This is a genomic window from Tepidibacter hydrothermalis (assembly GCF_029542625.1).
GTDB lineage: Bacteria > Bacillota > Clostridia > Peptostreptococcales > Peptostreptococcaceae > Tepidibacter_A > Tepidibacter_A hydrothermalis.
In genome coordinates this window covers 2,283,667-2,298,528 of record NZ_CP120733.1, presented here as the reverse complement: position 1 = coordinate 2,298,528, position 14,862 = coordinate 2,283,667, and the positions used below count along the sequence as shown (strand labels likewise).

Below are 14,862 nucleotides of genomic sequence, written 5' to 3'. Positions count from 1 at the left end.
TTTATTTTGTAAAAGAAGGTTTATATGTTTAATCCAAAACAAATGGCATTAAAATAGCGCTAATGTAATAAATATTTTTAATAAAACTAAAAATTACATCTTATTGAATCTCCTAAAAGTTCTAAACTCCCTAGAGGTCAAACAACGAACTTTCTTAACGGATATTCAAACGATGTAATTCAAGTTTTATACAAAAATATTTAAATCATTAGCTAACATTTTAATGCCATTTGTTTTTTAGTATGATTCTTAAATCTGAAATGGATTTACTTGAATAAAATAACATTTTAGTAAGCTTGATTTTTGAGTTTAATACTTTAAAGTTAAAATGTGTCTACGGTAAAGATATATGAATAGAAATTAAAAAAGATATATTGTATAATTATGTAAATGAATTTATGTGTGATATAGGGAGATGGATAAAATGTTGTTTAAGTCAAACTGGTTTAGAGTAGATGTGGTTAAAAATAAGGATTTAAATGAAATTATTGAGGTTTATAATTCTAATGAAAATTTTTTAATCAACCATATGGATAAAGAAGAAATAACAACAGAGTGGATGAGTAGAGAATTAAAAACTATGAAAGAAATTGGATTTTTATGTTGCAAGATAACAGATATGAACTCGGAAAAAATAGTTGGAGTAGTAGATTTTAAGATAGATAAGGAAACATATTTATCTTTACTTATGATACATAATGATTATAAAAATAATGGTTTGGGAAGATTAATATATAATGATCTAGAAAAATATACATTGTCTTTAAAAAGTAATTGTATAAGAATAGATGTAGTTACTGATTATGACGATTCAGTAATTGAGTTTTGGAGTAAAAATGGATTTGTTGAGTTTGGAGATACTATACTTAATTGGACAGGTAAGGATTTGAAGGCTGTTGTTATGAAGAAGAATTTAAAATAAATATAAAAGATAATGTAGGTAGGTGAGTATAATAGATTTCTACAATGAAATAGCTAGGAAGGAACTTAATAATTGGAAGAAAAAAATGAGAAAAAAACCATCTTTGGTTGAAAAAGCGTCAAAGCATGTTCAAAATAAGTTTAATAACTTGTTACCTGAAAAATATCATGAAATAGTAACTTCGACTATAAAAAATATGACTAGAGCAGTTTTGTTTGGTTCAAAATACATTACTAAGAAACCGTATGAAAACTTATCACTTCGACAAAGAGAAAAATTAGTGGCTCAAAAAACTAAGGCATATAAAACTACTGCTTTAATAGAAGGTGCAGGAACTGGAGCAGGTGGGATAATATTAGGCCTTGCGGATTTACCTTTACTTTTAAGTATTAAAATTAAGTTGCTTTATGACATTGCTGCTATATATGGTTTTGATGTAAATGATTATAAAGAAAGAATATATATATTAAATATATTCCACATCACTTTTGCAAGTAAAAGTAAAATAAATGATGTATTTTATAAAATGGAAAACTTTGAAGAGTATTTTGATTCTTTACCTGATGATATTGATTCTTTTGATTGGAGATCATTTCAACAAGAGTATAGAGATTATATAGATTTAGCAAAGCTTTTACAGATGGTTCCTGGAATTGGAGCTTTTGTAGGAGCATATGTTAACTCTAAGCTTATAGACAAGCTTAGTAAAACTGCTGTTCAAGCTTATAGAATGAGAATATTTCCATAGAAATAGGTAAAAAATTTCATTTATGTAACTTGTGTTACGGAATAAACTATACCGATATAGTAAACTTTACTCATAGCAACACAACATAAGAAAATTAATTAAACATAATATAAATGAGGAGGAGTTAACTATGGGTATGTTTTGTTATCAATGTCAAGAGGCTGCAGGATGTAAAGGGTGTACGGTAAGAGGTGTATGCGGTAAGAATGAATCAGTAGCTAAGTCACAAGATATATTAGTTTATGCAAGTAAGGGACTTGCAATAGTAAGTAATGAGGGAAGAAAGGTAGGAGTTATAGATTCTAAGGTAGATAAATATATAACTGAAAACTTATTTACTACAATAACTAATGCTAACTTTGATAGAAATGCTATTTTAGATAGAGTCAAAGAAACTTTAAGATTAAGAGAAGAATTAAAGGTTAAGGTTGAAGAAGCTGGTGGAAATGTAACTGGTGATGCAACGGATTGGTCTGCCGTTACAGAAGCGGAATTTGATATAAAAGCAGAGACTGTTGGAGTATTAGCAACAGAAAATGAAGATGTTAGAAGTTTAAGAGAACTTATTATTTATGGATTAAAAGGATTATCAGCTTATATGAAGCATGCTATGAATTTAGGATATAATAATGAAGATGTTCATGGTTTTATGGCTAAGGCCTTAGCAGCAACACTTGACGATAGTTTAACTGCTGATGAATTAGTTGCACTTGCCATGGAAGCTGGAAAATATGGTGTTGATGGAATGGCTTTATTGGATCAAGCCAATACAGGAACTTATGGACACCCAGAAATAACTAAGGTTGATATTGGAGTTAGAAATAAACCAGGTATATTAATATCAGGACATGATTTAAAAGACTTAGAGTTATTATTAAAGCAGACAGAAGGAACTGGAGTAGAGGTTTATACTCACAGTGAGATGCTTGCAGGACAATACTATCCAGAATTTAAAAAGTACTCTCATTTTGCAGGAAACTATGGAAATGCATGGTGGAAGCAAACAGAAGAATTTGAAAAATTCAATGGACCTATATTAATGACTACAAACTGTGTGGTTCCTCCAAAGGATTCATATAAGGACAAGTTGTTTACAACAGGAGCTTCAGGTGTACCAGGATGTAAGCATATAGATGCTGATGAAAATGGAAATAAGGATTTTAGTGAAATAATAGAGATGGCTAAAAATTGTAAATGTCCAACAGAAATAGAAACAGGAGAAATAGTAGGAGGATTTGCTCATAATCAAGTATTAGCTCTTGCTGATAAGGTTGTAGATGCTGTTAAATCTGGTGCTATAAAGAGATTCTTTGTAATGGCTGGTTGTGATGGTAGAGCAAAATCAAGAAATTACTATACAGATTTTGCTAAGGCTATACCAAATGATACGGTTATATTAACTGCAGGATGTGCAAAATATAAATACAATAAGCTTGATTTAGGAGATATAGGAGGAATACCAAGAGTTTTAGATGCAGGACAATGTAATGATTCATATTCACTAGTAGTAATTGCTTTAAAACTTAAAGAAGTATTCGGACTTGATGATGTAAATGAATTGCCTATATCTTACAATATAGCTTGGTATGAGCAAAAAGCTGTAATAGTTTTATTATCACTATTATATTTAGGTGTAAAAAACATTCATTTAGGACCAACATTACCTGCATTTTTATCTCCAAATGTTGCTAAAGTATTAGTAGATAACTTTGGAATAGCTGGAATTACTAATGTAGAAGATGATGTAAAAATGTTTATGCAAGGTTAATCAAAAGCGTAGCTATTTAAATAGCTACGCTTTTTACATATAAGGAAACTATATGGATTTCCACTTATGGATAACATTAAGACACAAAATTAACATTAATGTGTTTGAAAATTACGACAGAAATTGATATAATTATTTATAAAATGTAAGGTGAAATAAAGGGGGCCTAAAATGAAAAAAAGACTAATGACAATTATTATTTCGCTAACTTATTTAATTTTTATTTTATTAATAAATACGATAATTTTGGACAAAGATAACTTTTTGTTTGGCGTAAGTGTAAATATTATAATTACTTTATTGTACTCATATATAATATTTAAACTAATTTATAAAGAAAAAGTAGAAAAAATCAAAAATATGCTAGATATCATTAATGAAGGTCGCTATGATTATAAATTGGATAATTCTAATGAAGAGATAACATCATCTTTTCAAACTCTTTTTCACAATACTAAAGAAATTTCTAAATCGGGACTTAAATTAGCAGTAGAGCTTGCACTTGAATCTGATAAAGCTGCAGATAAAGTTAGAAACATGCAAGAATCAACAGAAAGCGTCGCCAGTACAAGTGAAGAAATAGCATCTGGTTCTTTAACTCAAATGGAATCTATAAATAGCATTTTTAGTAATATAGAAGGTGTTGGGAATAATATAGATGGTATAAGAGGTGAACTTAAAAATATAGGTGAACAAAGTGATGCATCTGTAAAACTTACTGAAGAGGGAAATAAAAATATTGTTAAAACAAAACAATCTATAGATACTTTAAGGAATATTATGATCGAGTATAACAATAACTTAAATAATTTTATAGAGAGTTTTTCTGAAATAGAAAAATTTTCTGATATAATAAAAGGAATTACTGAGAATACAAATCTACTTGCGCTAAATTCATCTATAGAAGCAGCAAGAGCTGGGGAATATGGAAAGGGTTTTGCAGTAGTAGCCACTGAAATTGGAAAATTATCAAATCAATCACAGAATGCTTCGGAGAAAATAAGTGAGGTTATTGAAGGAATACAACAAAAAATGTCTAAATTAACACAAGAAATGTCATACGGGATAAATAAGATAGATGAAGGCATAATTGTAGCTCAAAAAGCTGAGCAGTCTTTCGAGCAAATATCTAATAGTACAGTTAAAACAAAGAATCAAATAAATACAATTGACAAGAGTATGGAAGAGATAAGTCTTTATACCGAAAAAGTTATAGAATCTGTTGAAACTATTCAAGGTATATCGCAGGAAAATGCATCTGAAAGCCAACAGTTTAATGCTATTGTAGAGGAAATGAATAATTCTTTTGGAGGAATAGTTAGTAATATAAATTATTTAAAAGATTGTGCAAATAATCTTCAACAAAACCTTGCTCAAAATACAATGGATGTATATATGTACAATAAAGCTTTAGATATCAAAGAATATATTGATAAATCTGAAAATGTTGATCTGAAAATGCTTGTTAATGACTTAAATATAGATGATGTATATGTGGTAGATTCTTCAGGGATAATAAAACAGTGTTCAGATAAAGATGGAATAGGACTTAATTCTTTTGAGATAGATCCTGTATCATATAGGGCTTCAAAGTTAAAAGAAGGATACGAAGTAACACCTATTAGAAAAAGAGTTAATGATGATGAAATGTATAAATTTTTACATATTCCATATAAAAATGGAGGGGTAATTAGCGTATCTTTATCATTGAGATCAGTGTTAAACATATAGGGGAAATATTTGAGGCTATACTCATATAATAGTGAGTATAGTTTTTTTTTCTTAAATAGTTGCAAAAGCAACTACTCTTATATATAATACCTATTATGAAAAAATGTTCGTAGGACTAAATAGGAGGTGTGTTTATGGAAAAACAGAAAAGACTTGGAACAGAAAATATAGGTAAATTACTTATGGAATTTTCATTTCCAGCAATTATAGGTATGTTAATTAACATATTATACAATATTGTAGATAGAATTTTTATAGGAAAAGGAGTAGGAGCTATTGCGATATCAGCAGTGGGATTGACTCTACCATTTAGTACAATAATAATGGCATTTGGAATGCTTGCAGGTATTGGAGGAGCAGCTTTAATATCTATTAGACTTGGAGAAGGAAAACATGATGAGGCTGAAAAAATACTTGGAAATACATTTATACTTTTAAGTATTATTTCTATTCTGGTTACTATTGTTGGTATTGGCTTTTTAGATCCGCTACTTAAAATTTTTGGAGCAAGTGAGGTCACTTTTGGTTATGCTAAAGACTATATAATTATAATACTTGCAGGTGCAGTATTTAATGCAGTTGGATTTGGTCTTAATGCATCTATTCGCTCTGATGGAAGTCCGAAGACTGCTATGATTACAAATTTAATAGGAGCTATAACTAATATAATACTTGATTATGTATTCATAATGAAGATGGATATGGGAATAAAAGGGGCTGCAATAGCTACTGTTATAGGTCAAACATTAAATACTATATGGGTACTTAGATACTTTATGATTGGTAATCGTTCTTCTATGAAACTTAAAGTTAAATATATGAAACTAGATATTAATATAGTTAAAGGTATATTTGCAATAGGTATGTCTCCGTTTTTAATACAGCTTGCATCTAGTGTTGTAAATGTACTTGCGAATAATACCTTAAAAGCAAATGGAGGAGATTATGCTATTGGTGCTATGAGCATACTAATAAGTATTACAATGATATTTTTGATGCCTGTATTCGGTATAACTCAAGGTGCTCAACCTATATTAGGATATAACTATGGGGCTGTTAAAATAGATAGAGTTAAAAAATGTTTGAGACTTGCAATAGGTTCGGCATCTGTACTTTGCATATTAGGATTTATATCTGTGGAATTTTTCCCAAGTTTTATGATATCTATATTTAGTGATGATGAAAATATACTTAAGATAGGAACTCGTGGACTTCAGATATTTTTATGTATGATTCCTGTGATAGGATTTCAAATAGTTGTATCAAACTTTTTCCAAGCAATAGGAAAGGCCAAGATTTCTATAGTACTTAGTCTTTCTAGACAGGTACTTATATTAATACCAATGCTTATAATATTACCAAAATTATTTGGACTTAAGGGAGTTTGGATAGCATATCCTATATCGGATATTTCATCTTCTCTAATTACACTAGTATTTTTAATTAAAGAAATGAAGGCTATGAGTGAAAAAGAAAAAAATGAAGAAATTATAGATATAAATAAAATAATTGAAATATAATAAAAAAGGTACTAGCGATTTTCGCTAGTACCTTTTTTATTATATTATATTTCCATCTGTAGATATTACAAACTCATTGTATGAAGCTTTTGTGTTAGAATTTGAGATGGCTTCTTTTACTGCACGAACTAATCCACCACAGCAAGGCACGGACATTCTTGTAACTGTTATGCTGTTTATATCTTTTGTTTTAAATATCTCAGTTAACTTATCTATATAGTATTGGTTGTCATCAAGCTTTGGACATCCTATAACTGTAATTTTATTCTTCATAAAATCATTGTGAAAATTTGAATAAGAATATGCACAACAGTCTGCTGCTATTAATATATCTGCATTATCCCAAAAATCGGCTGAAGGACTCGCGAGTTTTAATTGAACAGGCCATTGATTTAATTGAGACTCAGTAGTATTTATTTGTTTAGGTGATGATCCACTACATCCACATCCTGAATTACTTTTTAATACTTTACTTGCAGATCCAGGGCATCCTCCAGATGTTTTTTTCTTATTAGTAGCATATCCTTTTCTAGATTGATCAAATTCTACAGTTTCTTTTTCTGTTAATTTTATTGCATCCACTGGACAAGCAGGTAAACACATTCCAAGTCCGTCGCAGTAAGAATCACTCATCAACTTTGCTTTACCATCTATAACTTTTATAGCACCTTGATGACATGCATTTGCGCATAATCCGCATCCTATACATTTTTCTTGATTTATTTCAATTATTTGTCTTTTCATTTTTAAATCCCCCTTTTAATATGATGTCGTTATATGTATATTATACACTATGTTTTTAACTGATTAGAGAACAAATGTTACGGAAAATGCAATTTTTTAATATAAAATGCACATTCTAATATACAAAATAAGATATAAATGTTAATATATGTATATTGTATACTTTTTTAACTTAATCTTATAGATACTATAGAAAATATAAAAATTCAATAGAAAAATTATATTTATATATGTACAAAATAAGAAGAATATGTTAAACTGTAAAAAGTATAACACATATAAATTAAAAATACACACTAATTAAGTTTATGTCAGAATAATGTGTTATTCTAAAAATTATATATTATTAACTACTACATAAATGGGAGGGTTTTACAATGAGTATTAAAGTGGGAATTAATGGATTTGGAAGAATCGGAAAGAATGTTTTAAAGGCATGGTTAGAAAGAAAATCGGATATAGAGATAGTAGCTATAAATAGTACTAGTGGACCTGAAAAGCATGCACATATATTTAAATATGATTCTTTATATGGAATTTTAGATGAAGAAGTTACAGCTACTAAAGATTCAATTATAATAGGGGATAGAGAAATTAAATTTACAGCACATAGAGATCCAGAACAAATTCCGTGGAAAGAATTAGGTGTTGATGTTGTTGTAGAATCAACTGGAATATTCAGAGATAGAGAAGGATGTAACAAACATATAAAAGCTGGAGCAAAAAAAGTTATAATTTCAGCTCCTGGAGTAGATGAAGATATAACTATAGTTATGGGAGTTAATCATAATGATTATGATCCAGATAAACACCATATTATATCTAACGCATCTTGTACTACAAACTGTTTAGGACCTGTTGCTAAGGTTATTAATGATGAATTTAAGATAATAAAAGGACTTATGACTACAGTACATGCTTATACTAATGATCAAAAAATACTAGATCTTCCACATAAAGATTTAAGAAGATCTAGAGCAGCGGCTGAATCTATTATACCTACTTCTACAGGAGCAGCTAAAGCAATAAGCAAAGTTATACCAGAGTTAAATGGAAAGTTAAATGGAATGGCTATGAGAGTTCCAATTCCAGTAGTTTCTGTTGTGGATTTAGTTATGGAGCTTGAAAAGGATGTTACAGTTGAAATGGTTAATAATAAATTAAAAGAAGCTTCTGAAGGTGAGCTTAAAGGAATATTAGGATATAGTGATAAACCTTTAGTTTCAATAGATTATAAGAAAGACTATAGATCGTCTATAGTTGATGGATTATCTACTATGATGGTTGGAGACAATATGTTAAAGGTTGTATCGTGGTATGATAATGAGTGGGGATATTCTAATAGAGTTATAGATTTAGCAACACATATAGGTAAAGTTGGAAATATGAATAAAGCTAACGCTTAATAAAAAAGTTTTCTTTATAAAAAGCACTTGTTTTGTAATTACAAAACAAGTGCTTTTTTATATATAGTGAAACTATATGACTTTTAATTTAAGGATAATTGGCGACATGAGTTACCTAGCTAGTGAGTAGAGGAATTTTTTATAACGAATAGGGAATTATATTCCTTTTTAAGTTGTGGATAAATATAATTTTCGTCATGAGTTTCAAAAAAGTTTACATTTAAGATGCTTCTAAAGAAGAACTTTTTTATATGTTATAATATAAATGGTAAAACTATATAGGATAAAGATAGAGGATGTGATTAAATGTTGAATGTTTGTTTGTTAGCGCCTGGTGGTGTTATGCCATTTTATAATAGATTCCTTACTTCTATGGTAGCGAGTTGTAATGGAAGCATGGTGCTTGTAGATTGTGGAGAAGGAACTCAAATTCTTTTGAAAAAGTTAAAATGGGGTTTGAAAAATATAGATGTAATCTGCTTTACTCACTATCATGCAGATCATATAGCTGGTCTTCCTGGGCTTTTAAGCACAATAGGAAATTCAGGTAGAAAAGAAGAGCTTACATTAATTGGACCTCCAGGGCTAAAAAATGTAGTTCAAGGTCTTTTGGTTATAACTCCTGAGCTTCCCTATGATATAAAACTTATTGAAACTTCTGATAAATTAGTTGAATATATACATAAGGACTTTGTTTTAAATTCAATGCCTGTAAAACATAGTGTAGATTGTATGATGTATAGTCTTGAAGTTATGAGAAGAAGAAAGTTTGACAAAAATAAAGCTGAAAGTCAAAATATCCCTATGAAATATTGGAATAGACTTCAAAATGAAGAGATTATAGAAGATAGTGGAATTATATATACTCCAGATATGGTCCTTTCAGATAAAAGAAAGGGACTTAAAGTTTCTTATTGCACTGATACAAGGCCTCTTCCTGAAATTGTGGATTTTATAAAATATTCAGATTTATTTATTTGTGAAGGTATGTATGGTGATGATGTTTATGCCCAAAAAGTAGAAGATACAAATCATATGCTGTTTTCGGAAGCGGCAGATCTTTCTAAAAAGGGGAAAGTTGAAGAAATGTGGCTTACTCATTTTAGTCCAGCTCTTCAAGATCCATATGAATTTTTAGATGTAGCTAAAAATATTTTCAAAAACTCTGTTATAGGAGAAGAACTTATGGTAAAGGAACTTAAATTTACAGATTAAGGAGAATTGTATGCCATTAAATAGTAGAATAATTAACTTAAATGAAGAACAAGACTATAGGTTAATATGTGTAAGTGATATTCACGGCGGCCTTGACTTGTTTAAGAAGTTAATTGAAAAAGTAGATTTTAAACAAAGTGATTATTTGGTTATAATAGGTGACTTTATTGAAAAGGGTAAGTTTAATAAAGAAACTCTTTTATATATAAAAGAATTATCTGAAAAAGATAATATTATAGTATTATCTGGAAACTGTGAAGCATTTATATCAAGATTGATTTTACAGAAAAATAATTGTAAAAAAATAATGAGATATATAAAGTATAAACCTCATAAGAGTATATTTGATGAGTGGATTGAAGAATTAAATATAAATATTGATGAAATTGATGGGGATAATTTGCAAAATATATTAATTCAAAACTACAAAGATGATATAGAGTTTTTAGGAATGCTTCCTATTGCTTTAGAGATTGAGGATTTTATATTTGTTCATGCAGGCATAAATGAGAAGGAAGATTGGAAAGAATCAACTCTTAAGACTTTTTTATACTGTGAACAATTTTATAAAAAAAATAATAAAAGTGGCAAAACTGTAGTTGTAGGACATTGGCCAGCGTCAAACTATAGAGATTATAGCATTAACTGTGATTCTATAATAGATAATGAAAAGAAAATTATATGTATTGATGGAGGATATAACGTAAAAAAAATTGCACAACTCAACGCACTTATAATTGAAAAAACAAATGGCGAATATAATATTTATAATGAAAGTGCTGATGAATTTCACAAATATATAGTAATAGAGGACTCGTTTGGAACAAAGGAAATTCCAAGAAAAATCGGATGGCCTAATAATAGAATTGAAATTATAGAACACAAAAAAGAATTTTCAGTATGTAAAAGACTGGATACTGGAGAACTTATAAATGTGAAGAATGAGATAATAGAGTTAGGAGATGAAGGGTATTACTGCAACCAAGATTATCAAGAGTATTACCTTACTGTTGATAAAGGGCAAGTTATAGATGTTGTAGATATATATGGAAGTTATGCACTTGCTACATTAAATGGTGAATATGGGTGGATTAAAAAGAATTTTATAGAAAAGCTTTAAAAAGGCTTAATGATAAATTAAATTTATCGTTAAGCCTTTTTTGGGTAAACTAAATTAAGCTTAGATTTCACAATGGAGGTTGAAAAATGATTAAGTTATTTAAAAAGTTAAGACCTTTTTCTATATCCATAATTTTGGTAATTATACTTGTATTTATACAAACTATTACGGATTTATACCTTCCTACGTTAATGTCTGACATAGTGGATACGGGTATAGTAAATAAAGATATAGATTATATACTAGATATAGGTAAGCGTATGGTACTGATTACTATATTAGGAACTATAAGTGCTGTTTATGCAAGTTATTTGTCATCAAAAATTGGTATGGGATTTGGAACAAATTTAAGAAATGAAGTTTTTACTAAGGTAGAATCTTTTTCTCTTCACGAATTTGATAAGACTGGAACTTCATCTTTAATAACTAGGACTACTAACGATATAACTCAAGTTCAAACTGTATTAATAACTATATTGAGAATGTTTGTTAGAGCACCTATTATGGCTGTAGGTGGAATTATAATGGCTGTATCAAAGGATGCGAAGTTATCTCTTATATTTGTAGTGGTAATAGTAGTTTTGGCTATTTTGATATCTTTAATAGGTGCCAAAAGTATACCTTTATACAAATTAATGCAAGTAAAGCTTGATAAGTTAAATTTAGTATTAAGAGAGAGATTAACTGGAATCAGAGTTATAAGGGCTTTTAATAGAGTTGATAAGGAAAAATCTAAATTTAACGATGCGAATTTAGATTTAGTGGATACTGCTATTAAGGTAAATAAATTGATGGCTATTTTAATGCCTTTAATGATGTTGATAATGAACTTTACTAATGTAGCTATAATATGGTTTGGATCTATTAGAATAGACAATGGAGTCATGCAAGTTGGAGATTTGATGGCATTTATTCAATATGCCATGCAAATAATGTTTTCTCTTGTTATGTTTACTATGATGTTCATATTGGTACCTCGTGCATCAGCTTCTGCGGTTAGGATAAATGAGGTGTTAGACACAAATCCCGATATTAATGATAGTGATAAATTAGAGAATGAAACTAGTAAACGAGGTTATCTTGAGTTTAAAAATGTAATATTTTCGTATCATGGAGCTGAAGAGCCTGTGTTAAAGGGAGTTTCATTTTGTGCAAAGCCAGGTGAAGTAACAGCTATAATAGGAGGGACTGGATGTGGTAAGTCTACTCTTGTAAATTTAATACCTCGTTTTTATGATGTTACTAATGGAAGTATATTAGTAGATGGAGTTGATATTAAAAAAATAACTCAACAAAATTTAAGGTCAAAAATTGGGTTGGTTCCACAAAAAGCAGTTCTTTTTACTGGATCAATATCTGAAAATATTAGATTTGGAAATCAAGGTGCAAATGATGAACAAGTAAGACATGCAGCTAATATTGCTCAGGCTACTGAATTTATAGGTAATATGAAAGAGGGGTTTGATTCTTATATATCTCAGGGGGGAACTAATTTATCAGGAGGTCAAAAACAAAGAATATCTATAGCTAGGGCTTTGGTTAGAAAGCCAGAGATATATGTATTTGATGACAGTTTTTCTGCACTTGATTTCAAAACTGATGCAAAGCTTAGACAGGCTTTAAAGAAAGAGACTGTAAACGATACTGTGATAATAGTTGCTCAAAGAGTTACGACTGTAATGGATGCAAATAGGATAATTGTTCTTGAAGATGGAAATATAGCGGGAATGGGAACGCATAAAGAATTATTAAAATCATGTAGTGTATATCAAGAAATAGTATCTTCTCAGCTTTCAAAGGAGGAAATCTAATGAGTGATAAAAACACAAAATCTACAAGTTCAGGACATAGAGGAAATGCTATGAGTATCCCCGTAGAAAAGGCAAAGAATTTTAAAGTAACACTCAATAGGTTATTAGTTTATCTAAAACCAAGCATATCAAAGCTTATATTGGTAGTTATTTTGGCTATATTTAGTACTATTTTTAGTATATTAAGTCCTAAGATAATGGGAAAGGCTACTACTAAATTATTTGAGGGTTTGATGATGAAGATGAAAGGTATTCCAGGTGCTAGCATAGACTTTGGGTATATATCAAATATAATTGTAATTTTATCGTGCTTATATGTAGTAAGCGCTGCATTTAGTTATATTATGCAGTATATAATGGCAAGTGTTGCGCAAAACACTGTATTTGAAATGAGAAAAGATGTAAGTGATAAATTAGGTAAACTTCCACTTGGTTATTATGATTCAAGATCAAATGGAGAAATATTAAGTAGGGTTACTAATGATATTGATAATGTGAGTAATACTCTTCAGCAAAGTATTACGCAATTGATAACTTCTATCATAACTATTTTGGGTGTTATAGTTATGATGTTTACTATAAGTTGGGTTCTTACTTTGATTACGCTTATAACTCTTCCGTTGAGTATAATTATAACAAAGACTGTTGCTAGTAAGTCTCAGAAATTCTTTAAAGAACAACAATTTTATTTAGGACAACTAAATGGGCATGTGGAGGAAACGTACACTGGGCATAAAGTAGTAAAGGCGTTTTCGCAAGAAAAAGAATCTATTAAGAAATTTTCTGATATAAATAACAAACTTTATAATGTTGCATGGAGGGCACAGTTTATATCTGGAGTAATAATGCCTCTTATGAGCTTTGTGAATAATCTAGGATACGTTCTGGTAAGTGTTGTTGGAGGAGTACTTGTAACTAGAGGTAGCATTCAGATTGGTGATGTTCAAGCCTTTATTCAATATACAAGACAATTTAGTCAACCTATAGTCCAAACAGCAAATGTAGCTAATATAATTCAATCTACTATAGCATCGGCAGAGCGTGTGTTTGAAATATTAGATGAGGATGAAGAAATAGCGGATATTGATAATAGTGTAATCGTAGATAATCCTAAGGGAGATGTAGTATTTGAAAATGTAGAGTTTTCATATAAAAAAGATCAATCTCTTATAAAAAATATGAATATAAATGTTAAAAAAGGTCAGATGGTAGCTATAGTTGGTCCTACAGGTGCTGGTAAAACTACTCTTGTAAATCTTCTTATGAGGTTTTATGAGATAGATGGAGGTAGAATAACTGTAGATGGTGTTGATATAAGGGATTTTAAGAGATCTGATTTAAGAAAAATGTTTGGTATGGTACTTCAAGATACTTGGCTTTTCAAAGGAAGTATAAGAGATAATGTAGCTTATTCAAAGCTTAATGCTACTGAAAAAGAAATAATAGATGCAACTTATGCTGCACATGCTGATAGATTTGTAAGAACATTACCAAGTGGATATGAAACTATATTAAATGAAGAGGCAGACAATATATCTCAAGGTCAAAAACAGCTTTTAACAATAGCACGTGCTATACTTTTAGATCCTCCGATTATGATACTAGATGAGGCTACTAGTAGTGTTGATACTAGAACTGAATCTTACATTCAAAAGGCTATGGAAACCTTGATGAAAGGAAGAACAAGTTTTGTTATAGCTCATAGATTATCAACAATAAAGGATGCGGATATAATATTAGTTATGAATAGAGGAAAAATAATAGAACAGGGAAATCATAATGATCTTATGAAGAAGAATGGATTTTATGCAGATTTATATAATAGCCAGTTTGTAGGTAATATATAGAATGATTTGAGAAATGATAATTGGGTAGAA

Annotated in this window: 11 protein-coding genes; 10 read left to right on the top strand and 1 reads right to left on the bottom strand. The window is 29.5% G+C overall.

Going from position 1 to position 14,862, the window contains the following annotated elements; translation table 11 throughout:
* Nucleotides 1-424: 424 nt before the first annotated feature.
* From P4S50_RS10785 to P4S50_RS10765, 5 genes are all read left to right on the top strand, one after another.
* The gene (locus P4S50_RS10785; protein WP_277730793.1) at nt 425-922 is read left to right on the top strand and encodes a GNAT family N-acetyltransferase; all 498 of its coding nucleotides are present in this window, start codon (nt 425-427) and stop codon (nt 920-922) included.
* 22 nt (nt 923-944) lie between these two features.
* Nucleotides 945-1,670: an EcsC family protein gene (locus tag P4S50_RS10780; protein ID WP_331489573.1), complete on the top strand. Its 726-nt coding sequence runs from the start codon at nt 945-947 to the stop codon at nt 1,668-1,670.
* A 130-nt stretch (nt 1,671-1,800) separates the two neighbouring features.
* Nucleotides 1,801-3,438 (top strand): hydroxylamine reductase, encoded by a 1,638-nt coding sequence (hcp, locus tag P4S50_RS10775; RefSeq protein WP_277730792.1) that lies wholly within the window; start codon nt 1,801-1,803, stop codon nt 3,436-3,438.
* Nucleotides 3,439-3,609: 171 nt separating this feature from the next.
* Nucleotides 3,610-5,169 (top strand): methyl-accepting chemotaxis protein, encoded by a 1,560-nt coding sequence (locus P4S50_RS10770; protein WP_277730791.1) that lies wholly within the window; start codon nt 3,610-3,612, stop codon nt 5,167-5,169.
* A gap of 134 nt (nt 5,170-5,303) precedes the next feature.
* Entirely contained in the window at nt 5,304-6,689 is a 1,386-nt protein-coding gene (locus P4S50_RS10765; RefSeq protein ID WP_277730790.1) for an MATE family efflux transporter, read from the top strand.
* Between the two features lie 39 nt (nt 6,690-6,728).
* Here the strand turns inward: P4S50_RS10765 and P4S50_RS10760 are convergent, their stop codons facing one another.
* Nucleotides 6,729-7,433 (bottom strand): ATP-binding protein, encoded by a 705-nt coding sequence (locus P4S50_RS10760; RefSeq protein WP_277730789.1) that lies wholly within the window; start codon nt 7,431-7,433, stop codon nt 6,729-6,731.
* Between the two features lie 377 nt (nt 7,434-7,810).
* On the opposite strand from P4S50_RS10760, the gene gap reads away from it, so the two are divergent.
* From gap to P4S50_RS10735, 5 genes are all read left to right on the top strand, one after another.
* Nucleotides 7,811-8,839, top strand: a complete 1,029-nt coding sequence (gap, locus tag P4S50_RS10755; protein WP_277730788.1) for a type I glyceraldehyde-3-phosphate dehydrogenase — start codon at nt 7,811-7,813, stop codon at nt 8,837-8,839.
* Nucleotides 8,840-9,145: 306 nt separating this feature from the next.
* Complete coding sequence (locus P4S50_RS10750; protein ID WP_277730787.1) at nt 9,146-10,054, top strand: ribonuclease Z; 909 nt, start codon at nt 9,146-9,148, stop codon at nt 10,052-10,054.
* Between the two features lie 10 nt (nt 10,055-10,064).
* Nucleotides 10,065-11,174 carry a metallophosphoesterase gene (locus P4S50_RS10745; RefSeq protein ID WP_277730786.1) on the top strand — a complete coding sequence of 370 codons (1,110 nt, stop codon included), beginning with the start codon at nt 10,065-10,067 and terminating at the stop codon, nt 11,172-11,174.
* 86 nt (nt 11,175-11,260) lie between these two features.
* On the top strand, nt 11,261-12,985 hold the full coding sequence (locus tag P4S50_RS10740) for an ABC transporter ATP-binding protein (protein WP_277730785.1): 1,725 nt from the start codon (nt 11,261-11,263) through the stop codon (nt 12,983-12,985).
* Nucleotides 12,985-14,832: an ABC transporter ATP-binding protein gene (locus P4S50_RS10735; protein ID WP_277730784.1), complete on the top strand. Its 1,848-nt coding sequence runs from the start codon at nt 12,985-12,987 to the stop codon at nt 14,830-14,832. Before P4S50_RS10740 ends, P4S50_RS10735 begins: the two co-directional genes overlap by 1 nt.
* The last annotated feature ends 30 nt before the right edge of the window (nt 14,833-14,862 follow it).